Source organism: Streptomyces sp. NPDC059957 (assembly GCF_042730015.1).
GTDB lineage: Bacteria > Actinomycetota > Actinomycetes > Streptomycetales > Streptomycetaceae > Streptomyces.
Window position 1 is genome coordinate 13,634 of the sequence record NZ_JBHWMB010000030.1, and the last position, 22,591, is coordinate 36,224.

Consider the following 22,591-nt stretch of genomic DNA (forward strand, 5'->3'; position numbering starts at 1 on the left):
AGCAGCGAGACTACGACTTACCCTGCGGGCGTCTTCTCACCCCCTCGCCCGGGGGGGGTCGGGCCTCGTGCCCTGGTCAGGCCAAGCCCCACGACCCGGCCCCGGGGTCATCTCCGGCGTCCGGCTCCGGACCGGCGGCCGCCCCTGCTCCGGGCTACGCACCGGCTCCGGGCGTGGCTCCCGCCCCGGGCCACCACCCGGCGCCGGGCGGCTACGGCCCCGGGGCGCCCGCGCAGGACCCGTACCCGTACCCCGCGTATCCGTACCCGCAGCCCGGACAGCCGGTGCAGCCCGCTCCGGCCCGGCCCGCGCGGGCCGGCGGGCGGTGGCTGACGCCGGGCACGGCGGCCGTCGCGGTGGCCGCGCTCGCGATCGGGGCGGCGGCCGTGTGGTTCGTGGCGCGGGACTCGGGCGAGCAGCCCGCGCAGGCGGGGCCGACGGTTTCCAGCGCCCCGCCGAGCGGCGGGGACTCGCCGGTGTCCTCGGACCCGGCCACCAGCTCCCCGTCGCCGACGGCGAGTACCGGCACCAGCTCCACCCCCAGCCCGAGCGGCAGCGACCCCGCACACGAGACGGTGCGCGACGCGAAGGGGTTCACGATCGCCGTACCCGCCGGGTGGGCCCGGGAGGAGAGTGACGACGGCGTCTTCTACCGCTCTCCCGACCGCGCCGCCCTGCTCCAGATCTTCCAGGTGAGCGAGCCCGGACTGACCCCGCTCGAGGCCGTCCAGGGCTCCTCCACCCACCTCGCCAAGAACTCCGGCTACCAGGAGCTCCGCGTGGGCCCGGTCACCGACGCCCCCGAGGGCGGAGAGCTGGTCTACGAGTACGACAACGCCGAATCGCACGGCCGGCGCCGCGGCGTGGAACGGGTGTTCGTCGCCGGGGACGGCAAGAAGTGGGCCGTCCTGACGGCCGGCCCGGCGGCCGAGTGGACGCTCACCCAAGCGCACCACCAGGCCGCACTGGCCGCCTTCCGCCCCACCGGCGGCTGACGGGGCCGACAGGGCCGACGGGGCCGACAGGGCTGACCGGAGCTGACGGGGCGCCGGGAGCCCTTCGGGCCGACTACTTGTCGTACATCCCCGGGGTGTAGTGCCCCGGGGCCAGGCGGGTGGTGACGCCGATCCGGTTCCAGACGTTGATCGCGGCGATCAGGGCGATCACCTGGGCCAGTTCCTTCTCCTCGAAGTGCCGCGCGGCCCGCTCGTAGACCTCGTCGGGAACGAAGCCGTCGGTCAGGACGGTCACGGCCTCCGTCAGCTCGATGGCGGCGAGCTCCTTCTCCGTGTAGAAGTGCCGCGACTCCTCCCAGGCGCCGAGCAGCAGCAGCCGCTCCACGTCCTCGCCCGCCGCGAGGGCGTCCTTGGAGTGCATGTCGATGCAGAAGGCGCAGTGGTTGATCTGCGAGGCGCGCAGTTTGACGAGCTCGACCAGGGCCGGGTCCAGTCCCTTGGCGGCGGCCGCGTCCAGGGCCACGGCGGCCCTGTAGAACTCCGGGGCGAGCTTCGCCAGCTGCATGCGGGGGGTGTGCTCGGGTGCCTTCTCGGTGTGGGTCATGGAACCAACCTACGATCCGGGCGGCCCGCCGATATGGTCCATCTCCATGACGGAATCGTGGGCCACTTTCGGCGCGGACCTGCATCTGGGACCGGTCCCCGGGCGCGGTGTCCGGGCCGGGCTCGCCGAGGCGCTGCGCGAGGCCGCGCGCAGCGGGCGGCTGGCCCCGGGCACCCGGCTGCCCTCCTCGCGGTCGCTCGCGGCGGACCTCGGGATCGCCCGCAACACCGTCGCCGAGGCCTACGCCGAGCTCGTCGCCGAAGGCTGGCTGACGGCCCGCCAGGGCTCCGGCACGCGGGTCGCGGAGCGGGCCCGGGTGGGGACCGGCGTACGGCGCCTGGCGGCGGCCGTGCCCGTACGGCGCCCCGTGCGCGCGCAGACCTCGTACAGCCTGAAGCCCGGTTCCCCGGACCTGGGCGGCTTCCCGCGCGCCGCCTGGCTCGCGGCGGCCCGGCGGGCGCTGACCGGGGCCCCGAACGAGGCCTTCGGGTACGCGGACCCGCGCGGCCGGGTGGAGCTGCGCGAGGCGCTCGCCGGATACCTGGCGCGGGCCCGCGGGGTCTACGCGGACCCCGAACGCATCGTGCTGTGCGCGGGCTTCGGCCAGGGCCTGCCGCTGCTCGCGAGGATGCTGCGGGCGCGCCGGGTCCGGGAGATCGCGGTGGAGGGGTACGGGCTGGACGCGCACCGGGAGCTGCTGACCGGCGCCGGGCTGCGGACGCGACCCCTCACGGTGGACGGGGACGGGGCCCGGACCACGGAGCTGGCCGGCTCGGGCGCGGGGGCGGTCCTGCTGACGCCGGCGCACCAGTTCCCGACGGGCGCCGCGCTGACGCCCGTACGGCGTGTGGCGGCGGTGGACTGGGCCCGGTCCACGGGCGGGCTGATCCTGGAGGACGACTACGACGGTGAGTTCCGCTACGACCGCCAGCAGGTGGGCGCGCTCCAGGGGCTGGACCCGGACCGGGTGGTGTACCTGGGCACGGCGAGCAAGTCCCTGGCGCCGGGGCTGCGCATGGGCTGGATGGTGGTGCCCGGGCCGCTGATGGAGGAGGTGCTCGCGGTGCGGGGCCGGAGCGACTGGAGTTCCAGCGCGCTGGACCAGCTGACGCTCGCGGAGTTCATCCGGTCGGGGGCCTACGACCGGCACGTGCGGGAGATGCGGCTGCGCTACCGGCGGCGGCGCGACGAGCTGGTGGCGGCCGTCGGGGACCGTGCGGAGGTCTCCGGGATCGCCGCGGGCCTGCACGCGGTCCTGGACCTCCCGCCCGGCGGCGAGCGGGCGGCCCTGCGGTCGGCCGCCTGGCAGGACCTCGGCCTGCTGCCGCTGTCCTTCTTCCGGCACCCGCAGGCGACGATGCCCCCGCGCGAGGCCCTGGTCGTCGGCTTCGGGACTCCGTCCCAGAGCGCGTGGGCGCCTACCGTGGCGGCGCTGGTCGCTGCGCTCCCGTGACCCGGGCCCTGCGGGGCTGTCCCCTACCCGCCCTTCCACCGTTCCCCGGGCTCCGCCCGGACCCGGTCCTCAAGCGCCGGACGGCTGGGTTTGCCCGGACCCGGTCCTCAAGCGCCGGACGGCTGGGTTTGCCCGGACCCGGTCCTCAAGCGCCGGACGGGCTGGATTTGGCCGGCGTCGGCCCGCACGTGACCGCCGGTGGTCTGGAAGAGCCAGCCCCAGGAGCACCGGGCTGCGCCCGGACCCCGTCCTCGAGCCGTGGGTGGGCCGGAAAGGGGCCCGGCTCTCAAGCGGCGGGCGGGCCGGACGGCTGGATCGGCTCCGCCGACGGTTCTCCGAAGCGGGCCAGGGCCAGGGCTCCGGCCACGGCGACCACGAAGCCCGCGACCGCCAGCCAGGTCAGGCCCTCGCGGGTGCGGTCGCCCAGCCAGGCCACGCCCACCACCGCCGGCCCGATCGTCTCGCCCAGCACCATCCCGGCGGTCGCCGCCGTCACGGAGCCGCGCTGGAGCGCCGAGGTGAGCAGCAGGAAGGCGGCGCCGCCGCCGAGCAGCAGCGCGTAGAACGCCGGGTTGGACAGGGCGGAGAGCGAGATGTCGTCGATGAGTCGGACCGCCACCTCCACCACCCCGAAGCCCGTCCCGGCGGCCAGACCCAGCGTCAGCGCCCGGCTGCGGTCCGGCAGTCCGCCGGCCACGGCCCCGACCACCAGGACCAGCCCGGCCACCGCCAGCAGCCCCAGCTTCAGCGCGAGCGTGCCCTTGCCCGAGCCCTCTTCCCCGGACGCCAGCCCGAGCATCAGCAGCCCCGCGCACACCACGCCGACCGCGCCCCACTCCGTCCCGCTGAGGCGCACCCGCAGCAGCCGCGCCGCGACCACCGCGGTCACCGCGAGGCTGGCCGCGAGGGCCGCGCCCACCGCGTAGATCGGGATGTGCCGCAGGGCGATGATCTGGAGGACGAAGCCGATCCCGTCCAGGCAGAGTCCGGCGATATAGCGCCACTGGCGCAGCGCCCGAAGGAAGAGCGCGGCGTCGACCCCGGAGCCCGTCCCCGGCACCGTCGCCCGCGTCGCCACCGCCTGCAGAACCGACGCCGTGCCGAAGCAGACCGCCGCACCGAGCGCGCAAATCATCCCAATGAGCACGAACCGACTCTAGGTCACGGATCCCACGTCGGCCGGATTCCGTCGGCCGGGGCGGCCGTTCTAGTCTGTGCGCAGCCGGCCACCCCAGGGGGAGCGAACAGTCCATGGACAGCAGCAGTAGCAGCACCGACACCACCCGCACCAAGCGCCGCATGCGCTCCGGCACGGTCGCCCTCGGAGGCATGGGCCTGCTCGCCGCGGCCCTCGTGGCCTGCGGCAGCAGCAACGAGCCCGACAAGCGCTGCGCGGACCGCGCCACCCTGGAGAAGCTGAACACCAAGGAGTGCAAGAGCGGCGGCCGCGGCGCCTACTACTACGGCGGCACCGTCGCGAAGAACAAGGTCAGCGGCGGCAGCTTCGACAAGTCCGCCGTCACCCGCGGCGGCATCGGCGGCAGCCACAAGAGTTCCTCGGGCGGCTGATCCAGCGTGAAGCGCCACACCATCGAGCCCCGCCCCGACTGGCAGAAGACCGTCGAGGAGCAGGGGCTGATCTACCCCCTGACCCGCTACCCCGACGACTCCCTGCGCCCCTACTGGGACGAGAGCGCGTACTACTCCTTCACCCTCCCCGAGGTCGAGGCGCTGGAGAACGTCGTCGAGGAGCTGCACGCCATGTGCCTGGCGGCGGCCCAGCACATAGTCGACCACGACCGCTTCGCCGACCTCGGCATCACCGATCCGAAGCTGGCCGCGCTGATCGCCGAGTCCTGGCGGCGCCGCGCCGAACAGCCCTCGCTCTACGGCCGCTTCGACCTGCGCTACGACGGCACCGGCAGCCCCGCCAAGATGCTGGAGTACAACGCCGACACCCCCACCTCCCTCGTGGAGGCGGCCAGCCCGCAGTGGTTCTGGATGGAGGAGCGCTTTCCCGGCGCCGACCAGTGGAACTCCCTCCACGAGCGGCTCGTCGACGCCTGGCGGCGCCAGGCGGAGCTGCTGCCGGCCGGCCCGGTGCACTTCGCGCACTCCGAGACCGACGAGCTCGGCGAGGACCTGATGACGGTCGCCTACCTCCAGGAGACCGCCGAGCAGGCCGGCATCGACACGCGCGAGCTGTCGGTGGAGGCGATCGGCTGGGACTCCCTGTCCGGCCGGTTCGTCGACGAGAAGCTCGGCTTCATCCGCGCGATCTTCAAGCTCTACCCGTGGGAGTGGCTGGCCACCGACGAGTTCGCCCCGCAGGTCCTCGGCACGTACGACCACGGCGGCGGCTCCGGCACCACCGCCTGGATCGAGCCGCTGTGGAAGATGCTGCTGTCCAACAAGGCGCTGCTGGCGGTCCTGTGGGAGCTCTTCCCGGAGCACCCGAACCTGCTGCCCGCCTACCTGGACGGCCCGCGCGAGCTCGCCACGACCACCGGCTACGCGGCGAAGCCGCTGCTCGGCCGCGAGGGCGCGGGCGTCACCCTGCACCCGGTGGGCGGCGAGCCGTTCGCACCGGAGCAGGGTGAGACGTACGTCTTCCAGGGCCTCGCCCCGCTGCCCGACTTCGACGGCAACCGGGTGGTGCTCGGTGCGTGGGTCGTCGAGGACGAGTCGGCGGGCCTCGGCATCCGCGAATCGGCGGGGCCGGTCACGGACGAGTACGCCCGCTTCCTGCCCCACGTGATTCTCTGACGGCTAGCCGCCGAGGACCGACCTGAGCTGGTCCAGCCCCCAGTCCAGGTCCTCCTTGGAGATCACCAGCGGCGGTGCGATCCGGATCGTCGACCCGTGGGTGTCCTTGACCAGGACGCCGAGCTCCATCAGCTTCTCGGAGATCTCCCGGCCGGTGCCGCGCGACGGGTCGATGTCCACGCCCGCCCACAGCCCGCGGCCCCGTACGGCGGTCACCGCACCGCCGCCGACCAGCAGGTTCAGCTCCCGGTGCAGGTGGTCGCCGAGCTCGGTGGCCCGCTGCTGGTACTCGCCGGTCCGCAGCATCGCGATGACCTCCAGGGCGACGGCGCAGGCCAGCGGGTTGCCGCCGAAGGTGGAGCCGTGCTCGCCCGGCTTGAACACGCCGAGCACATCCAGGTCGGCCACCACCGCCGACACGGGCACGACCCCGCCGCCCAGCGCTTTGCCGAGGATGTACACGTCGGGGACGACCCCCTCGTGCTCGCACGCGAAGGTCCTGCCGGTGCGGCCCAGGCCCGACTGGATCTCGTCGGCCATGAACAGGACGTTCCGCTCGCGCGTCAGTTCCCGTACGCCCCGCAGGTATCCGGCGGGCGGCACGAGGACCCCGGCCTCGCCCTGGATCGGCTCCAGGAGCACGGCGACGGTGTTGGAGGTGACGGCGGCCGCGAGCGCGGTGAGGTCCCCGTACGGGACGATCTCGAAGCCGGGGGTGTACGGGCCGAAGTGGTCGCGGGCCTCGTGGTCCGTGGAGAACGACACGATGGTCGTCGTGCGGCCGTGGAAGTTGTCGGCCGCCACCACGATCTTGGCGTGGCCGTCCGGGACGCCCTTGACCTCGTAGCCCCACTTGCGGGCGGTCTTCACCGCCGTCTCCACGGCCTCCGCGCCCGTGTTCATGGGCAGGACCGCCTCCTTGCCGCACAGCGCCGCGAGCTCGGTACAGAAGTCCGCGAAGCGGTCGTGGTGGAAGGCGCGGGAGGTCAGGGTGACCCGCTCCAGCTGGGCGCGTGCGGCGTCGAGCAGGCGGCGGTTGCCGTGGCCGAAGTTCAGGGCGGAGTAACCCGCGAGCATGTCGAGGTAGCGGCGGCCCTCCACGTCGGTCATCCACGCGCCCTCCGCGGTGGCGACGACGACGGGCAGGGGGTGGTAGTTGTGCGCGCTGTGCGCGTCGGCGGAGCGGATGGCATCAGCAGTTGTCGACACGGGGTCTCCGATCGTCCGTCAAGCCGGTGACGAGGGTGGCGTCACTGTCCATCCTCGCTCGAATGACGGACGGAGAAACCTTTCTCGTGGCGTGCCCGCTAAGGTGTCGGACACGCACGGCGACTGGCGCACGGAGAACCAACTCCGGGGGAGCCGTGCGCGCACGACCGCATACAGGGCCGCTCGCCTGGGCCTCGCGGGGACGAGATCCGACATCGACCCCGGAGGAGCCGCCATGAGCGCGAACCACCACCACCCGTACCGCCACCCCGCCCTGCTCGCGACCGACCCCGAGCTGGCGTCCTTCGTCGCCGCCGAGGAGACCCTCCAGGCGGAGACCCTCCGCCTCATCCCGAGCGAGAACTACGTGTCCTCGGCCGTGCTCGAGGCCTCCGGCACCGTGCTGCAGAACAAGTACAGCGAGGGCTACCCGGGCCGCCGCTACTACGAGGGCCAGCAGAACATCGACCGCATCGAGGCTCTGGCCGTGGAGCGGGCGAAGGGCCTCTTCGGCGTCGACCACGCCAACGTGCAGCCGTACTCCGGCTCGCCCGCCAACCTCGCGGTCTACCTGGCCTTCGCGAAGCCCGGCGACACGGTGATGGGCATGGCGCTGCCGATGGGCGGGCACCTGACGCACGGCTGGGGGGTCTCGGCGACGGGCTCCTGGTTCCGCGGCGTGCAGTACGGGGTGCAGGCCGAGACCGGCCTCATCGACTACGACGCCGTACGGGACCTCGCGCTGGCGGAGCGGCCCAAGCTGATCTTCTGCGGCGGTACGGCGCTCCCGCGCACGATCGACTTCGAGGCGTTCGCGTCGATCGCCAAGGAGGCGGGCTCGGTCCTGGTCGCCGACGTGGCGCACATCGCCGGCCTGATCGCGGGCGGGGCGCACCCCTCCCCGGCCGGTCACGTGGACGTGATCTCGACGACCACCCACAAGACCCTGCGCGGTCCGCGCGGCGCGATGCTGATGTGCCGCGAGGAGCACGCCAAGGCCATCGACAAGGCGGTCTTCCCCGGCCTCCAGGGCGGCCCGCACAACCAGACGACGGCCGGCATCGCCGTGGCGCTCCACGAGGCGGCGCAGCCCTCCTTCGTGTCGTACGCGCACGCGGTCGTGGCCAACGCGAAGGCGCTGGCCGCGGCTCTGCTGGAGCGGGGCTTCGACCTGGTCTCGGGCGGTACGGACAACCACCTGATCCTGATCGACCTCACGGGGAAGGGCGTCTCCGGCAAGATCGCGGCGAAGGCGCTGGACCGGGCGGGGATCGTCGTGAACTACAACACGGTGCCGTTCGACCCGCGCAAGCCGTTCGACCCGTCGGGGATCCGGATCGGCACGCCGTCGCTCACGTCGCGGGGGCTCGGCGTCGAGCACATGCCGGTGGTAGCCGACTGGATCGCGGACGCGGTCTCCGCGGCCGCGAGGGGTGACGAGACGGCCCTCGGCGCGATCCGCTCCGCGGTGGCCGACCTGATGGCCGCCTTCCCGGCCCCGGGCCTCCCGGTCGCCTGACCCCGGGGGTGGGGGCGGCCCTCTGCGGGCCGGGTAGGGGCCGGTCCCTGCGGGGCTGTCCCCTACCCGCCCTTCCACCGTTCCCCGGGCTGCGCCCGGACCCCCTGGGGCTCCGCCCCGGACCCCGCGCCTCAAACGCCGGCGAGGCTGGATATGGCCGGCGTCGGCGCCGACAGGTGCACAACCTCAGCCCCTCCGGCGTTTGAGGAGCGGGGGTCCGGGGGCTGGCCCCCGTGCAACGGCGCCGCAGGGGCTCGACCACGTCCGGTGAATCCCAGCCCCGCCGGCGTTTGAGGCGCGGGTGTGGGCGGTGCCCGCGGAAGCTCCCGCAGCGGGAGCAACGGAAAGCGGTCGCTCGGCCGAGGCAAGATCCGGACGGGGCGCTACCGGTCGGTACCCGGGCCGGGTCCGGGCGGGGGCGGCGCGACCCGCCGGGTTCAGGCCAGCGGCGGGGCCGAGCCCCGTGTCACACCTGAGAGAATGGGGCCATGGCTTCTGATCGTCCTCGCGCGCTCTCCGGCATCCAGCCCACCTCCGGTTCGTTCCACCTCGGGAACTACCTCGGAGCCATCCGGCAGTACGTCGCCCTGCAGGAGACGCACGACGCCTTCTACATGGTCGTCGACCTGCACGCGATCACCATGCCGCAGGATCCGAAGGATCTCCGCGCGAACACCAGGCTCTCCGCCGCGCAGCTCCTCGCCGCCGGTCTCGACCCCGAGCGCTGCACGCTCTTCATCCAGAGCCACGTGCCCGAGCACGCGCAGCTCGGCTGGGTCATGAACTGCATCACCGGGTTCGGCGAGGCCAGCCGGATGACCCAGTTCAAGGACAAGTCCGCGAAGAACGGCGCCAACAACGCCACCGTCGGCCTGTTCACGTACCCGATCCTCCAGGTCGCCGACATCCTGCTCTACCAGGCGAACTCCGTCCCCGTCGGCGAGGACCAGCGTCAGCACATCGAGCTGACCCGGGACCTGGCCGAGCGCTTCAACCAGCGCTTCGGGCAGACCTTCACCCTCCCCGCCGCGCACATCGTCAAGGAGGTCGCGAAGATCTACGACCTCCAGGACCCGGCGATCAAGATGTCGAAGTCGGCTTCTTCGCCCAAGGGCCTGATCAACCTCCTCGACGAGCCCAAGGCCACCGAGAAGAAGATCAAGAGCGCGGTCACCGACACCGAGGCCGTGGTCCGGTTCGACCCGGCCGAAAAGCCCGGCGTCAGCAACCTGCTCACGATCTACTCCACTCTCACGGGGGAGTCCATCCCCGCGCTGGAGGCCGCGTACGAGGGCAAGGGCTACGGCGCGCTCAAGACCGATCTGGCCGGTGTGATGGTCGATTTCGTCACACCGTTCAAGCAGCGCACCCAGGAGTACCTGGACGACCCGGAGACCCTGGATTCCCTGCTGGCCAAGGGCGCGGAGAAGGCCAGGGCGGTCGCCGCCGAGACCCTGGCGCAGGCCTACGACCACCTCGGTTTCCTCCCCGCGAAGCACTGACGGGGACCGAAGAGAAAGAGGGCCCTGGCGATCTGGGGGGTGCTGCCGCCACACTGGGGCGGCAGCACTCGTGCGACGCACACGCGGAGCACAGACCACGCACAGGACTACAGGCGGAGGAGAGCTACGTGGGGACCGTAACGCTCGGCGTTTCGATCGCGGTCCCGGAGCCGTACGGCAGCAGCCTTCAGGAGCTGCGCGCGGGCTTCGGGGACGCCGCCGCGCACGGCATTCCCACGCACGTCACCCTCGTACCGCCGACGGAGGTGGCCGCGGACCGGCTGCCCGAGATCCGCGCCCACCTGGCCGCGGTCGCGGCCGCCGGCAGCTCGTTCGTGATGCGGCTGGCCGGTACGGGAAGCTTCCGTCCCCTGTCGCCGGTGGTCTTCGTCCAGGTCGTCGAGGGCGGCTCCGGCTGCACCCGGCTCCAGGGCCAGGTCCGCGACCCGGACGGGCCGCTCAGCCGGGAGCTCTCGTTCCCGTACCACCCGCACGTCACGGTCGCCCACGGGATCTCCGAGGAGGCGATGGACCTGGCGTTCGACACCCTCGCCGACTACGCGGCGCAGTGGCTCTGCTCCGGGTTCGCGCTCTACGAGCAGGGCTCGGACGGGGTCTGGCGCAAGCTGCGGGAATATCCGTTCGGCAACGGGGCAAGCGGTGGGGCGAGCGCGGTTCCGGCGCAGCTCGGCTCGGCGACGGACAGCAGTGCGGCGGCAGCCGCGGGCGAGGCGACCGCACGCCGTTCCTGACGCAGGAACCGCAACCGGAAACCGATCCTTCGCAGGATCAGGGCGTGGAACGGCCGAGCCGTCGGGCGAAAAGTCACAATCGACGACCGTAGTCCCCAAAAGTGGCAATCCCGGCTATTTACGACAGCTCATTTACGGTGACCGTATGGACTGGCTGACGAAACTCCCGCTGATCGGGCCCCTGGTGTCCGCCGTGATGCGCACCCACCTGTGGCGTTCATACCAGCGGCTCGACCGCGTGCACTGGAGCCGGCTCGCCGCCGCGATCACCTTCATCAGCTTCCTGGCCCTCTTCCCGCTGATCACCGTGGCCGCCGCGATCGGCGCCGGACTGCTCACCCAGGACCAGCTCGACCGGCTGCAGAAGAACCTCGCCGAGCAGGTCCCCGGCATCTCCGACCAGCTCGACATCAACGCCCTCGTAGCGAACGCGAGCACGGTCGGCCTGATCGCCGCCGCCGTCCTGCTCTTCACCGGAATCGGCTGGATCACGTCGATGCGGGACTGCCTGCGCGCGGTGTGGGAGAAGGACGACGAGGACGAGGGCAACCCGTTCGTCCGCAAGGGCAAGGACGCGCTCGTCCTCATCGGCCTCGGCGGCGTCGGCCTCTGCTCGGCGGCCGCCTCGATCTTCGGCTCCAGCGCGGTCGGCAAGGCCGGCGACTGGCTGCACGTACCGCGCGACGGCGCGGGCGGCGGGCTGCTGCGGGGCGGGGCCTTCCTCGTCGGAGTGCTGGCCGCCTTCCTGCTCCTGCTCTACCTCCTGACCCTGCTCCCGGGCGTCGAACCGCCCCGCCGCCGCCTGATCGAGGCGGCCCTCCTCGGCGCGGCCGGCTTCGAACTGCTGAAGCTGCTGCTCAGCGGCTACATGCGGGAGGTCGCCACGAAGAGCATGTACGGGGCCTTCGGCGTGCCGATCGCGCTGCTGATCTGGATCAACCTCACGGCGAAGCTGCTGCTGTTCTGCGCGGCGTGGACCGCGACCCGCGACGATGCCGACGGGGACGGGGTGGAGGACCCGGAGCCGGGCCGTGAGCCGACCCCGGAGCCGGGCCGTGAACCCGCCCCGGAACAGGACGGCCGTGAGACCGCCCCGGAGCCCGCAGGCTCCGCTACGCCCGGCCGCGAGCCCGGCGGCCGCGCCCCCGCGGCCAGCGCCGGTTGACGGCGTAGGCCCCGCCGGCCACCACGGCCAGCACCCCGCCCGCCACGCCGAAGGCCGTACCGATCCCGCCGCCGGAGCCCGCACCGGACGCCGACGGGTTGTTCTCGTGGGACTGGGCCGGGGATCCGTGGGAGGTGGTGTCCGCGCTCTTCGGCGGCACCAGCTCGCCCACCGGCTTGACCTTCCCGCTCGCCGCGAAGCCCCAGTCGAGCAGGTCGGCGGTCTCCTCGTACACGGAGTTGGCACCGCCGGTCCCCGGGTTCATCACCGTGACCAGCAGCTTCTTGTCGCCGCGCTGGGCGGCGCCGGTGAAGGTGGAGCCGGCCATCGTCGTGCTGCCGTTCTTCACCCCGGCGATCCCCTTGTAGGGGGAGAGGCCGCCGGCGCCGGTCATCAGCCGGTTGGTGTTCTGGATCTCGAAGGTCTCGCGCGGCTTGCCCGACTCCTGCCGGCCGGGGAACTTCGCGCTGGCCGTGCCGCAGTACTCCCGGAAGTCCTGCTTCTGCAGACCCGAGCGGGCGATGAGGGTGAGGTCGTAGGCGCTGGAGACCTGGCCCGGAGCGTCGTAGCCGTCCGGGGACACCACGTGCGTGTCCAGGGCCTGGAGCTCCTCGGCGTGCGCCTGCATGTCCTTGACGGTCTTCTCGACGCCGCCGTTCATGGCCGAAAGTACGTGCACGGCGTCGTTCCCGGAGCGCAGGAACACCCCCAGCCACAGGTCGTGGACGCTGTACTCGGCGTCCTCCTTGATGCCCACCAGGCTGGACCCGGAGCCGACCCCGTCCAGTTCCTCCTGGCTGACCTTGTGGACCCGGTCCTTGGGCAGACCCGGCAGCACGGTGTCGGCGAAGAGCATCTTCATGGTCGAGGCAGGGGGGAGCCGCCAGTGCGCGTTGTGCGCGGCGAGGATCTCGCCCGTCTCGGCGTCGGCCACGATCCACGAACGGCCCGTCAGGTTCGTCGGCAGCGCGGGCGCGCCGGGCAGCAGGCTGACCTGGGTACCGGGCTGCCCGAGCGCCGAGCCGCCGACCGTGGACATCGAGGCGGGCGGCGCCGGCGCCTTGCGCGGCTGCCCCTTCCCGTCCACCGGTGGCGTCGGCGCGGCGTACACGGGCGAGGCCAGCAGCGTCGGGATCAGCAGGGCGGGAAGCGCGGCGGATAGGACCGTCAACGCGGTCTTCTTGGCAGACACGCAGGTGAAAGTACATCCCGATTCTGTGCTTAGCGTCACGGACCGGCCAACCCGCCGCAACCACCGCCGGGACAGCCCACCCCGGCGCGTCCGTCCTGGGGACGAAACCGATACTGAGTCCATGAAACTCAGCCGCGCCGTTTCCTGGTTCCTGCTCGCCTTCGGAGTGTGGAGCTGGTTCATCTGGGTGTCTTTCGTCCGGAACCTGTGGAAGGACGGCAGCGGTCTGGCCTTCGACGACGCGGGGGACCCGACCGGGTACTTCTGGGTCCACCTTCTCTTGGCGGTGGCGTCCTTTCTCCTGGGGACGGCCGTCGGAGTGATCGGGTTGCGCGGGGTGCGGGCGCTGCGGCGTGAATCACGTACGGAGGCGGGCGCGTGAGGATCCTTCTCTTCACGGTCGTGGCCCTGCTGGTCCTGACCCTGCTGGTCCTGGTGCACCGCTGGCTGTGGATCCGCCTGGTCCGCGACACCACGGCCCCCGGCAGCGCCGTCCGCCGCACGGGCACCGCCCTGGCCTTCGCTCTCCCGCTCCTCTCGGTGGCCGCCCTCACGGCGGGCCGCGCGGGAGCCCCCTTCTGGCTGGAGCGCACGGTCGCCTGGCCGGGCTACATGTGGCTGGCCGTCCTCATGTACCTCACCCTGGCGATGCTGGTGGCCGAGCCGGTCCGAGCGCTATGGCTCCGCCGGCAGAACGGCCCCACGGCCCGGGCGGGCTCGGGGGCGCAGTCCCGCTCCGCCTCCGCCCCCACCCCGGGGTCCGGGGTGGAGCCCCGTAACGCCCCCGCCGCCGCGGGCGCGGACGCTTCGGGGCCCGGGGCGGAGCCCCACCGCGCGGCGGAGCCGCATGATCCGGGGCAGCGGGAAGGGGCGGGGAGGGGATCAGCGCCGCAGGCCACGCTCGAAGCCACCGCCGCCCCCACGGCCCCGGCCGGGCAGCACACCACGGCGGCAGCCGAACCGGCGGAGGCGAACCCGGCCGAGGCCGACTCCGCGCAGCCCACCCCCTCCGGCGTCAGCCGCCGCCGCTTCGCGCGGATCGTGGCCGGCACGGCAGCCGCCGCAACGGCCGGCACCGTCGGCTACGGCACGTACGGAGTCCTCCGCGGCCCCCGCGTGAAGCGGGTCCAGGTCCCCCTGGCGAAGCTCCCCCGCGCGGCCCACGGCTTCCGCATCGCCGTGGTCAGCGACATCCACCTCGGCCCGATCCTGGGCCACGCGCACACCACCCGGATCGTCGACACGATCAACCGCACGCAGCCTGACCTCATCGCCATCGTGGGCGACCTCGTCGACGGCAGCGTCGAAGACCTCGGCCCCGCCGCCGAACCGCTCCGCGGCCTCCGCGCGCGCCACGGCTCGTACTTCGTCACCGGCAACCACGAGTACTTCTCCGGCGCCCAGCAGTGGGTGGACCACGTCCGCGAGCTCGGCCTCACCCCCCTGGAGAACGCCCGCCGCGAGCTCCCGCACTTCGACCTCGCCGGGGTCAACGACATCGCGGGCGAGAGCGAGGGCCACGGCCCGGACTTCCAGGCGGCCCTGGGCGACCGGGACCGGGCCCGCAGCGCCGTGCTCCTCGCCCACCAGCCGATCGTCATCGACGAGGCCGTCCGGTACGGGGCCGACCTGCAGCTCTCCGGCCACACCCACGGGGGCCAGCTCTGGCCCGGCGAGTACCTCGCCGAGCTCGCCAACCCCACCGTCGCCGGGCTGGAGCGCTACGGCGACACCCAGCTGTACGTCTCGCGCGGCGCGGGTGCCTGGGGGCCGCCGGTCCGGGTGGGCGCACCGTCGGACATCACAGTCGTCGAACTCGCCTCATATCAGTCCTGAACCGTCCGAACCTGCAACGCCACGCGACAAATCGGCCTTCCCGAGGCCGAAATTCCATGATGGGATGTGACCGATAATCGGACAACGGGTCGCGGACTTCGGTGTGCGCCCACACGGGGTGGAGTCAAGGATGTTGCGGTCTGTCCGCTCGAAAGTCATCGCGGCCGGGCTGGTCCTCGGCGTCGGCTCCGTCGCCGCCTGGCAGTTGCTGCCCGACGGGGCCGGTGGCGGGGAGCCGATCCGCGTCGGCGCGAGCGACGTGGTCTCCTCCCTCGACCCCGCCGGGGCGTACGACGCGGGCTCCTGGGCCCTGTTCAGCAACGTCTACCAGTCGCTGCTGACCATCAAGACCGGCTCGGACACCCCGGTGCCCGACGCGGCCTCCGCCTGCAACTTCATCGGCGACAAGCTCACCACGTACCAGTGCGAGCTGCGCCCGGACGTGAAGTTCTCCTCCGGCCGGGCGATCACCGCCGAGGACGTCAAGTACTCCTTCGACCGGATCAAGGCGATCAACTCCGACCAGGGTCCGGCGCCGCTGTTCAACACCCTGGAGTCGGTCAAGGCCGAGGGCCGCACCGTCACCTTCAGCCTCTCCGCCGACGACGCCACCTTCCCGTTCAAGATCGCGACGGGCGCCGCCTCGATCGTGGACAAGGACAAGTACCCGGCCAAGGCCCTGCGCGAGGACGAGAAGGTCGACGGCTCCGGCCCCTTCACCCTCGACGGCTACACGGCCGGCGCGAGCGCCGACCTCAAGCCCAACGCCTCGTACAAGGGCCAGGGCAAGGTCTCCAAGAGCGCGGTCACCGTGAAGTACTTCAAGGACTCCGCGCAGCTGGAGCAGGCCTGGAACGACCGCGGGATCGAGGTCGCCCACCGCGACATGCCCCCGGCGGTCCTGGCCGGCCTGAACCCGGGCCTGGAGGACACCCGGTACCAGGCCTCGGGCGGTACGGAGATCCGCAGCATGGTCTTCGACCTCCGCCCCGGCTCCCCGGTGGCCCAGCCCGCCGTCCGCCAGGCCGTCGCGGCGATCGTGGACCGGGCCAAGATCGCGACCGAGGTCCACAAGGGCACGGTCACCCCGCTCTACTCCCTCGTCCCGGCAGGCATCTCCGCCCACAGCACGCCGTTCTTCGACGCCTATCCCACGCCGAGCGGGCTCACCGCGAAGAAGCTCCTCAAGGACGCCGGGATCGCCACCCCCGTCGCGATCTCCCTCGGGGTCAACGTGCGCGGCTCCAGCGTTGCCGAGGCGGAGGAGCTGAAGGCGCAGCTGGAGTCCACCGGCCTCTTCAAGCTGACCATCCAGCCGGTCGAGAAGTGGAACGACTTCCAGAAGGCCTACGCGGCGGGCGAGTTCGACGCCTACACCATCGGCTGGATCGCCGACTTCCCGGACGCGGACAACTTCCTCGCCCCGCTCGTCGGCGCCGACAACTCGATGAACAACGGCTACTCCGACAAGACCGTCGACTCCCTCATCACCCGCACCCAGTCCTTCTCGGACCGCGGCGCCGCCGCCAACGACTTCCGCGACCTGCAGAAGCTGGTCGCGCAGCAGGTCCCGATGCTGCCGATCTGGCAGAAGAAGGACTACGTGATGTCCCGCGAGGCCGTCACGGGCGCCCAGTACCTCTCGGACGGCACCGGCGTGTGGCGGCTGTGGGAGCTCAACTGGCTGTAGGACCGGGGCCCGTGGCCGGGCCTTGCTCCGGGCCTCGCTCCAGGCCTTGTGTCCGGGCTTACGCCGGGCCCTCCTCCGGGCCCTCCTCCGGGCCGGCGTCCGGGTCGGAGGCCCGCTTGCGGCCCGGCCGGGACACGGCGCTCTGGGCCATGCCCGGCAGGAAGTCCGTGAACAGCTCGTGCACCTCCCGCACCAGCGGCCGCAGCACCCGGAACCGGGCCAGGATGATGCCCCGGGTCGTGAGCTGCGCGCCGCGCTGTGCGAGGCGCCGGGTCTTCTCGCTGTCCGGGGAGCGGTCGAAGACCCAGTAGAGGACCAGGCCCATCTGCGAGAGCCACATCAGCTCCGGCAGTACGTCGGCCAGTTCGTCGGGCACCTTGGTCTTGGCCCCCGCCAGCACCTCGCGGTGCATGTCGATCGCCTGCTTGCGGGCCGCCTCCGACTCCGGGGAGAACGGGCTGAGCGGGCTCTCGGGGTCCGCGGCGTTCTTGAAGAACTGCGAGGCGAACTCGTGGTACGGCGCGGCGATGTCCAGCCAGCTGGTCAGTACGCCGGCGAGCCGCTTCTGCAGATCGGTCTCGTTGTCCAGGATCGGCCGGACCGCCGCCAGGTGGGCGGCGCCGATCCGGTCGTAGAAGCCCTGGACCAGGTGTTCCTTGGACTCGAAGTAGTAGTAGGCGTTGCCGACCGATACTCCGGCCTCCTTGGCGATACCGCGCATCGTCGTCTTGTCGAAGCCGCGCTCCTGGAAGAGGCGGAGCGCGGTTTCGAGGATGAGCGTGCGGGTCTGCTCGCTCTTGGGAGCCTTCTGATCAGTCACGGTCCCGAGCCTATCGGGGCGCGGAACACTGGTCGTCACAGGCCGGTTCCCCCGTCTGCGCCGGGGAGCCGTCCCGTACGGCCTCGCGCCAGGTGGAGGCGGTGTACATGGCCGCCCTGGCGAAGGGCCGGCCGGCCGGGGTGGCCAGCCAGTTCGCCTTCGGCCGGTGCTCGGCCAGCGCCCACAGGCAGACGATGAAGGCGTCCGTCCCGGTCCACACCTGCCCGGAGTCGCCGATGACGGTGATCTCCTTCAGCGTCGAGGCGTGGTCGAGCCGCGGGTACCGCCGCTGCGCCTCGGCGGAGGCCGCGGGGACGAGCCGGAGCGGTACGAGCCGGCGCTGGCCGATCAGCCAATGCCGGATGTGCACGCAGAGCGGGCAGTTCGCGTCGTAGAGCACCGTCAGGTGCCGGGTCGCCGCGGTGGCCACGGGGATCAGGCCCCGGTGGGCGCGGTCCACCCCTGGGGCGCGGTCCACCCCTGGGGGGCGACCGGCGGGGTCTGCTGGCGCTCCATGATTCCCCGGCGGCGCATCTTGTTCAGCACCCAGACGTTCGCGAGGTGCATGAAGCCGAGGACCAGGAGCACGACTCCGAGCTTGACCGACAGGGCCTCGAAGAGTCCGCGGGCCGCGATGATCTCCTCGGCCGACCGCAGGTAGAGGGTCACGAAGCCGATGTTGACGAGATAGAAGCCGACCACCAGGAGCTGGTTGACGGCGTCGGCGAGCTTCTCGTTCCCCTGGAGGACGTCGCCGATGAAGACCCGGCCGTTGCGGCTGAGCGTGCGCGCCACCCAGACGGTGAGTCCGATGCTGATGAGCAGGTAGATGACGTACGCGACCACGGTGAGGTCCATTGCCCTCAGCCCCCTTGAACGTGTTCAACTGCTGACGTCACTGACTGTAGACCTCTTTTTGAACAGGTTCAAGCGAATGGCGCGCCCGCCTGTTTCAGCGCCCCGGGGGGACCGCCTCGAAGAGGAAGGGCAGCAGCAACCGGTTGATCTCCTCGGGGCGTTCGAGGGAGGGGAGGTGCCCGGCCCAGGGCAGCTCGACGTGGACGGCGCCGGGCAGGAGGGAGGGGAGCTCGGCGGGGACGTCACGGAAGTCGGCGATGTCGTGCGCGCCGCCGACGGCGAGGACGGGGGCGGTGACCGCGGCCGGATCGAAGACGGGCTCGGGGAGCTCGTGGTCCCAGTCGGCGTCCAGGCCGCCCCGCAGGTTCCCGAGCTGCATGGCCCGTACGAGGGCGTGCGCGGCCGCGTCGGCGTCGGGGCCGAGCCACTGGCGGGCGTTGAGCCCGGCCGCACCCTCCAGGTCGCCGGCTTCCAGCAGGGCGGCCTCGGCGGCGTTGAAGGCGAGCAGTGCGGGGCCGCGCCGTTGCGCGGGCCGGGCGGGGCAGAGCAGGGCCAGCGCACTCACCAGCTCCGGATGCAGCGCGGCCAGCGTCAGCGCGACCCGCCCGCCGTAGGAGCTGCCGACGAACGCGGCCCGCCGGATGCCGAGATGGTCCAGCAGCGCCCGTACGTCCTCGTGGTCGCTGTACGGAGCCTTGGCGGCGGGGGAGTCCCCGCAGGTGCGGAAGTCCGGCCGGACCACCCGGAACCCGGCGGCGAGCAGGGGCTGCCACTGCGGCTCCCACATCCGGCGGTCGCACACGGAGGAATGGAGCAGTACGACGGCCGGAGCGTCGGCGGGGCCGTCCACATCATGAGAAATGGTCATCCGGTGATCTTCGGAGACCGGCCGCCGTCGCGCCACCCGATTCCCGCCCGGACGGGCTTACATGCTCAGTGCGCGCGCCTGGTTGATCTGGCTCATGACCCACATGTAGGTGCCCGGGTCCACCGCGGGGATCATCGTGGAGTGGTGGCGGCCGCCGCTGTTCACGGTGATCTGGATGTAGCCCGTCGTGCGGCGCTCCTTCATCAGGAGGAAGAACAGGCCGAGCAGGCAGAACAGGAAGAAGATGACGGCCAGCACGATCGCGTGCGCCGGGATCTTCTCCTCCGTCCGCGAGAAGTCCGTGGCGTTCCAGATGGCGCCGCGCAGCGGCATGTTGCCCGACGGGGTGATGATCTGGTCCCCGGCGATCGTGATGTCGCCCAGGGAGAGCCCGGCGGCCGGGTACGGCATCGGCGCCATCGGCGGCATCTGCGCCGGAATGCCCTCTCCGGCGATGGTCGGCTGGTAGGCGGGGGGCTGCGGGTACCCGTACCCGGGCTGGGACGGGTCGGCCGGCGGGTAGCCGTAACCGGGCTGGGGCGAACCGGCCGGCGGGTAGCCGTATTCGGGCTGCGCCGGGGCGCCGTAACTCGGCGTGCCGGGACCCCACTTGTAGTCTCCCTGGCCGCCACCCTGATTCGGGTCGCCCGCGTACGGATTCGGCTGCTGCTCACTCATGATGTCGATCCTTACACAGCCTTCCCCGGCCCAGTAGGCCGATTGTCAGTGCCCCCTCCTAATCTCCTGACATGGGAAGCGTGATCTTCGTCGACGAGACGACTGCCGGGGGCCGCGGTGACGGCTGGGGGATGGAAATCGCCGAAGAGAGACTCGCGCTGCGCGAGTTGATCCGCAGGCGCATATTCCAGGAGGTGGCCGAAGCCAAAGCGGCGCGCCCGGGGGCGATCGCGGCCGCGACCGGGAGCCGGCTGGTGCGCCCGGCCACAGCGGACCGCCCGGTCGATCCGCAGGCGCAGACCGAGGCGGCCCTCGCCGCCTTCGGGCGCAACGGCTTTCTCGTCCTGGTGGGAGACCGCCAGATCACGGACCTGGACGAGGAGATCGACCTCCCGCTCGGCACGGAGGTCACCTTTCTCAAGCTCGTTGCCCTGGTGGGTGGCTGACATGGCGGCCGCCCCCGGCGAAGCGACCTGGCAGCTCTTCGACTTCGAGGAGCTCGGGCGGACCTACTACACCTACAACGGCATCTGGGCCACGCGGGTGCGGGAGGATCTGGCCGCCGGGCGCACCATCCCGCCCGCCGCCGTGGCGACCCTGCGCCGCAGCGCCCTGATGACCTACGGCAACTCCGAAGTGAGGAACGCCGTCGGGCAGCTGACCGGTCCCGCCCTCAACGTCGGCGAACAGTGGGCCGACGCGGCCATGGCCGACGGCCGCTGGGATCCGCTGCTCGCCCACGCCGCCACCGCCACCGCGGCCCGGCCCAGTACCAAGTGGGAGGAGACCGCCCGCGCGCTCGTCGCGGACAACGGGCCCGGCCCGGACGCCCTGCGCGAGGCCGTCACCGGCTGGTTCGCGCTCGTGGACCGGCCGCGCACCCTGGTCCTGGAGGAGAGCTGGCGCGAGCGCGGCCAGCTCGACGCCCACAATGCCAACGCCCTGCGCGGACTGGCCTGGCTGCTGGCCCTCCTGCCCGCGCACCCCGGGATACCGCGCGCACTCGGCGGGCTCGTGGAGACCTGCCTGAAGAAGGTCCCCGGCCTCGGGCCGCGCAATCCCAAGGTGGCCAACGCCGGGGTCACCGCGCTCTCCCGGATCGAGGACGAGGCGGCCCTCGCCGAACTGGCCCGGCTGGCCGCCCGGGTGACGTTCAAGGGCACCCTCAAGGTCATCGACACGGCCCTGACGGCGCGGGCCGAGGCGCTCGGGCTGAGCCGGGAGGAGATCGAGGAGCTCGCCGTGCCCACCTACGGATTGGGCGGGGCCGGATCGGGCGGGGCCGGCCTCACGGAGGTCGGGCGCGCCGAGGTGTCGTTCGGGCCGGCCACCGCCCTGCTGGAGGTGCGCGGCCCCAAGGTCGCGCTGTCGTGGCGCAACGCGGCCGGCAAGGCGGTCAAGAGCGTGCCCGCCGACGTCCGCCGGCAGCACGCGCAGGAGCTGGGGGAACTCAAGGCGGCCGTCAAGGACATCGACAAGATGCTCTCCGCCCAGGCGGAGCGCCTCGACCGGCAGTTCCTCGCCCGCCGCACCTGGACCTACCGCGCCTGGCGCGAGCGCTACCTCGACCACCCCCTGGTCGGCACCCTCGCCCGCCGCCTGGTCTGGACGGTGGACGGTACGCCCGTCGCCTTCGCGGACGGGGAGGTACGCACCCTCACCGGAGACCCCGTCGCGGAGGGCACCGTCGTCGAGCTGTGGCACCCGGTCGGCCGCGGGGCGGCCGAGGTCGCCGCCGTGCGCGAGCGGCTCGAAGGGCTCGGCGTGACCCAGCCCTTCAAACAGGCTCACCGCGAGGTGTACCCGCTCACCGAGGCCGAGCGGAACACCGGGACGTACTCCAACCGCTTCGCCGCCCACATCCTGCGCCAGCACCAGTTCCACGCGCTGGCGGCCGCCCGCGGCTGGCGCAACAAACTCCGGCTCTGCGTCGACGACTCCGCGCCGCCGGCCACCCGCGAGCTGCCGCAGTGGGGGCTGCGCGCCGAGTACTGGATCGAGGGGGAGGGCGAGGACTACGGCGTCGACACGACCGAGTCCGGCAGCTATCTGCGGCTGCGCACCGACCAGGTCCGCTTCTACCGGATCGATGCCCCGGAGAACTCCGCCGGCACCTACGGCGGCGAGTACCGGATGTGGCTGCGCGACGGCCAGGCGCCGGTCGACCCGCTGCCGCTGACTGAGATACCCGAGCTGGTGCTCAGCGAGGTGCTGCGCGACGTGGACCTGTTCGTCGGGGTCGCCAGTGTGGGAAACGACCCCACCTGGTCCGACGGCGGACCCGGGGGCCGGTTCCGGGAGTACTGGACCTCGTACGGCTTCGGCGAGCTCGGCCAGAGCGCCGAGACCCGGCGGGCGCTGCTGGAGCGGCTGGTGCCGAGGCTGGCGATCGCGGACCGCTGCCGCGTCGAGGGCCGGTTCCTGCACGTCAAGGGCGAGCTGCGGACGTACAAGATCCACCTCGGCTCCGGGAACATCCTGATGGAGCCGAACGACCAGTACCTGTGCATCGTGCCCAAGAGCGGCGGCTCCCCGGACGCGGGCTACCTGCCCTACGAGGGCGACCGGACCCTGGCCGTGATCCTGAGCAAGGCGATGCTGCTGGCCGACGACACGGCCATCACGGACCCGACGATCACGAGCCAGATCCGCCGGGGCTGACACGCAAAAGGCCCCGCCCCCGGTGCGTGAACACCGGGCGCGGGGCCTTCGTACGACTGACT

The 22,591-nt window shown here is 72.3% G+C and carries 22 protein-coding genes and 1 riboswitch; of the genes, 13 read left to right on the plus strand and 9 right to left on the minus strand.

Annotation, left to right across the window (positions count from 1 at the left end):
• Positions 1–173 precede the first annotated feature (173 nt).
• Positions 174–995 (plus strand): hypothetical protein, encoded by an 822-nt coding sequence (locus ACFWBW_RS20985; RefSeq protein ID WP_385374571.1) that lies wholly within the window; start codon positions 174–176, stop codon positions 993–995.
• Positions 996–1,068: 73 nt separating this feature from the next.
• On the opposite strand, the gene ACFWBW_RS20990 is transcribed toward ACFWBW_RS20985, so the two are convergent.
• The gene (locus ACFWBW_RS20990) at positions 1,069–1,560 is read right to left on the minus strand and encodes a carboxymuconolactone decarboxylase family protein (RefSeq protein ID WP_385374573.1); all 492 of its coding nucleotides are present in this window, start codon (positions 1,558–1,560) and stop codon (positions 1,069–1,071) included.
• Positions 1,561–1,606: 46 nt separating this feature from the next.
• On the opposite strand from ACFWBW_RS20990, the gene ACFWBW_RS20995 reads away from it, so the two are divergent.
• Positions 1,607–3,013, plus strand: a complete 1,407-nt coding sequence (locus ACFWBW_RS20995; RefSeq protein ID WP_385374575.1) for a PLP-dependent aminotransferase family protein — start codon at positions 1,607–1,609, stop codon at positions 3,011–3,013.
• Positions 3,014–3,299: 286 nt separating this feature from the next.
• Here ACFWBW_RS20995 and ACFWBW_RS21000 read toward each other — a convergent pair whose 3' ends face one another.
• Complete coding sequence (locus ACFWBW_RS21000) at positions 3,300–4,148, minus strand: hypothetical protein (protein ID WP_385374696.1); 849 nt, start codon at positions 4,146–4,148, stop codon at positions 3,300–3,302.
• A 116-nt stretch (positions 4,149–4,264) separates the two neighbouring features.
• Here ACFWBW_RS21000 and ACFWBW_RS21005 point away from each other — a divergent pair, with 116 nt between their 5' ends.
• Together ACFWBW_RS21005 and ACFWBW_RS21010 are read left to right on the plus strand one after the other, a co-directional pair.
• Positions 4,265–4,582, plus strand: coding sequence for a hypothetical protein (locus tag ACFWBW_RS21005; protein WP_385374577.1), 318 nt, complete (start codon positions 4,265–4,267; stop codon positions 4,580–4,582).
• Between the two features lie 6 nt (positions 4,583–4,588).
• On the plus strand, positions 4,589–5,779 hold the full coding sequence (locus tag ACFWBW_RS21010) for a glutathionylspermidine synthase family protein (RefSeq protein WP_385374579.1): 1,191 nt from the start codon (positions 4,589–4,591) through the stop codon (positions 5,777–5,779).
• 3 nt (positions 5,780–5,782) lie between these two features.
• Here the strand turns inward: ACFWBW_RS21010 and rocD are convergent, their stop codons facing one another.
• Positions 5,783–6,988 (minus strand): ornithine--oxo-acid transaminase, encoded by a 1,206-nt coding sequence (rocD, locus tag ACFWBW_RS21015; protein ID WP_385374581.1) that lies wholly within the window; start codon positions 6,986–6,988, stop codon positions 5,783–5,785.
• A 109-nt stretch (positions 6,989–7,097) separates the two neighbouring features.
• Positions 7,098–7,188, plus strand: a riboswitch (ZMP/ZTP riboswitch).
• A 35-nt stretch (positions 7,189–7,223) separates the two neighbouring features.
• Between rocD and glyA the strand changes: the two genes are divergently transcribed.
• The 4 genes from glyA to ACFWBW_RS21035 all read left to right on the plus strand — a co-directional run bounded on the left by glyA (position 7,224) and on the right by ACFWBW_RS21035 (position 11,926).
• Positions 7,224–8,507 carry a serine hydroxymethyltransferase gene (gene glyA, locus ACFWBW_RS21020; protein WP_385374583.1) on the plus strand — a complete coding sequence of 428 codons (1,284 nt, stop codon included), beginning with the start codon at positions 7,224–7,226 and terminating at the stop codon, positions 8,505–8,507.
• A gap of 488 nt (positions 8,508–8,995) precedes the next feature.
• Entirely contained in the window at positions 8,996–10,009 is a 1,014-nt protein-coding gene (gene trpS / locus ACFWBW_RS21025; protein ID WP_385374585.1) for a tryptophan--tRNA ligase, read from the plus strand.
• Between the two features lie 128 nt (positions 10,010–10,137).
• Positions 10,138–10,761 (plus strand): 2'-5' RNA ligase family protein, encoded by a 624-nt coding sequence (locus ACFWBW_RS21030; protein ID WP_385374586.1) that lies wholly within the window; start codon positions 10,138–10,140, stop codon positions 10,759–10,761.
• Between the two features lie 145 nt (positions 10,762–10,906).
• Positions 10,907–11,926: a YhjD/YihY/BrkB family envelope integrity protein gene (locus tag ACFWBW_RS21035; protein ID WP_385374588.1), complete on the plus strand. Its 1,020-nt coding sequence runs from the start codon at positions 10,907–10,909 to the stop codon at positions 11,924–11,926.
• Here the strand turns inward: ACFWBW_RS21035 and ACFWBW_RS21040 are convergent.
• The gene (locus ACFWBW_RS21040) at positions 11,874–13,118 is read right to left on the minus strand and encodes a D-alanyl-D-alanine carboxypeptidase family protein (protein WP_385374590.1); all 1,245 of its coding nucleotides are present in this window, start codon (positions 13,116–13,118) and stop codon (positions 11,874–11,876) included. The two genes, ACFWBW_RS21035 and ACFWBW_RS21040, sit on opposite strands and share 53 nt — an antisense overlap.
• 121 nt (positions 13,119–13,239) lie before the next feature.
• On the opposite strand from ACFWBW_RS21040, the gene ACFWBW_RS21045 reads away from it, so the two are divergent.
• The 3 genes from ACFWBW_RS21045 (at position 13,240) to ACFWBW_RS21055 (ending at position 16,644) form a co-directional block, all read left to right on the plus strand.
• Positions 13,240–13,500 carry an SCO4848 family membrane protein gene (locus ACFWBW_RS21045; protein WP_385374592.1) on the plus strand — a complete coding sequence of 87 codons (261 nt, stop codon included), beginning with the start codon at positions 13,240–13,242 and terminating at the stop codon, positions 13,498–13,500.
• Positions 13,497–14,954, plus strand: a complete 1,458-nt coding sequence (locus ACFWBW_RS21050) for a metallophosphoesterase (RefSeq protein WP_385374594.1) — start codon at positions 13,497–13,499, stop codon at positions 14,952–14,954. The genes ACFWBW_RS21045 and ACFWBW_RS21050 overlap by 4 nt, the downstream gene beginning before the upstream one ends.
• A 133-nt stretch (positions 14,955–15,087) precedes the next feature.
• Positions 15,088–16,644: an ABC transporter substrate-binding protein gene (locus ACFWBW_RS21055; RefSeq protein ID WP_385374698.1), complete on the plus strand. Its 1,557-nt coding sequence runs from the start codon at positions 15,088–15,090 to the stop codon at positions 16,642–16,644.
• Positions 16,645–16,702: 58 nt separating this feature from the next.
• On the opposite strand, the gene ACFWBW_RS21060 is transcribed toward ACFWBW_RS21055, so the two are convergent.
• The 5 genes from ACFWBW_RS21060 to ACFWBW_RS21080 form a co-directional block, all read right to left on the minus strand.
• Positions 16,703–17,464, minus strand: a complete 762-nt coding sequence (locus tag ACFWBW_RS21060; RefSeq protein ID WP_385374596.1) for a TetR family transcriptional regulator — start codon at positions 17,462–17,464, stop codon at positions 16,703–16,705.
• A gap of 10 nt (positions 17,465–17,474) precedes the next feature.
• Positions 17,475–17,924: a thiol-disulfide oxidoreductase DCC family protein gene (locus ACFWBW_RS21065; RefSeq protein ID WP_385374598.1), complete on the minus strand. Its 450-nt coding sequence runs from the start codon at positions 17,922–17,924 to the stop codon at positions 17,475–17,477.
• Entirely contained in the window at positions 17,900–18,322 is a 423-nt protein-coding gene (locus ACFWBW_RS21070) for a hypothetical protein (RefSeq protein WP_385374600.1), read from the minus strand. Before ACFWBW_RS21070 ends, ACFWBW_RS21065 begins: the two co-directional genes overlap by 25 nt.
• Positions 18,323–18,416: 94 nt before the next feature.
• A complete protein-coding gene (locus tag ACFWBW_RS21075; RefSeq protein ID WP_385374602.1) occupies positions 18,417–19,190 on the minus strand; it encodes an alpha/beta fold hydrolase in 774 nt (257 codons plus the stop codon).
• Between the two features lie 57 nt (positions 19,191–19,247).
• Complete coding sequence (locus ACFWBW_RS21080; RefSeq protein ID WP_385374604.1) at positions 19,248–19,868, minus strand: hypothetical protein; 621 nt, start codon at positions 19,866–19,868, stop codon at positions 19,248–19,250.
• A gap of 71 nt (positions 19,869–19,939) precedes the next feature.
• On the opposite strand from ACFWBW_RS21080, the gene ACFWBW_RS21085 reads away from it, so the two are divergent.
• Together ACFWBW_RS21085 and ACFWBW_RS21090 are read left to right on the plus strand one after the other, a co-directional pair.
• Positions 19,940–20,314 carry a hypothetical protein gene (locus tag ACFWBW_RS21085; RefSeq protein ID WP_385374606.1) on the plus strand — a complete coding sequence of 125 codons (375 nt, stop codon included), beginning with the start codon at positions 19,940–19,942 and terminating at the stop codon, positions 20,312–20,314.
• A gap of 1 nt (position 20,315) precedes the next feature.
• Positions 20,316–22,529, plus strand: coding sequence for a DUF4132 domain-containing protein (locus ACFWBW_RS21090; RefSeq protein WP_385374608.1), 2,214 nt, complete (start codon positions 20,316–20,318; stop codon positions 22,527–22,529).
• Positions 22,530–22,591: the final 62 nt, after the last annotated feature.

Bases quoted from the DNA above. Each gene is read 5' to 3' on its own strand.
- ACFWBW_RS21005 (WP_385374577.1), top strand. From the start codon at position 4,265: ATGGACAGCAGCAGTAGCAGCACCGACACCACCCGCACCAAGCGCCGC.
- ACFWBW_RS21075 (WP_385374602.1), bottom strand. From the start codon at position 19,190: ATGACCATTTCTCATGATGTGGACGGCCCCGCCGACGCTCCGGCCGTC.
- ACFWBW_RS21080 (WP_385374604.1), bottom strand. From the start codon at position 19,868: ATGAGTGAGCAGCAGCCGAATCCGTACGCGGGCGACCCGAATCAGGGT.
- ACFWBW_RS20990 (WP_385374573.1), bottom strand. From the start codon at position 1,560: ATGACCCACACCGAGAAGGCACCCGAGCACACCCCCCGCATGCAGCTG.
- ACFWBW_RS21035 (WP_385374588.1), top strand. From the start codon at position 10,907: ATGGACTGGCTGACGAAACTCCCGCTGATCGGGCCCCTGGTGTCCGCC.
- ACFWBW_RS21070 (WP_385374600.1), bottom strand. From the start codon at position 18,322: ATGGACCTCACCGTGGTCGCGTACGTCATCTACCTGCTCATCAGCATC.
- ACFWBW_RS20995 (WP_385374575.1), top strand. From the start codon at position 1,607: ATGACGGAATCGTGGGCCACTTTCGGCGCGGACCTGCATCTGGGACCG.
- trpS (WP_385374585.1), top strand. From the start codon at position 8,996: ATGGCTTCTGATCGTCCTCGCGCGCTCTCCGGCATCCAGCCCACCTCC.
- ACFWBW_RS21090 (WP_385374608.1), top strand. From the start codon at position 20,316: ATGGCGGCCGCCCCCGGCGAAGCGACCTGGCAGCTCTTCGACTTCGAG.
- ACFWBW_RS21000 (WP_385374696.1), bottom strand. From the start codon at position 4,148: ATGATTTGCGCGCTCGGTGCGGCGGTCTGCTTCGGCACGGCGTCGGTT.
- ACFWBW_RS21085 (WP_385374606.1), top strand. From the start codon at position 19,940: ATGGGAAGCGTGATCTTCGTCGACGAGACGACTGCCGGGGGCCGCGGT.
- glyA (WP_385374583.1), top strand. From the start codon at position 7,224: ATGAGCGCGAACCACCACCACCCGTACCGCCACCCCGCCCTGCTCGCG.
- ACFWBW_RS21045 (WP_385374592.1), top strand. From the start codon at position 13,240: ATGAAACTCAGCCGCGCCGTTTCCTGGTTCCTGCTCGCCTTCGGAGTG.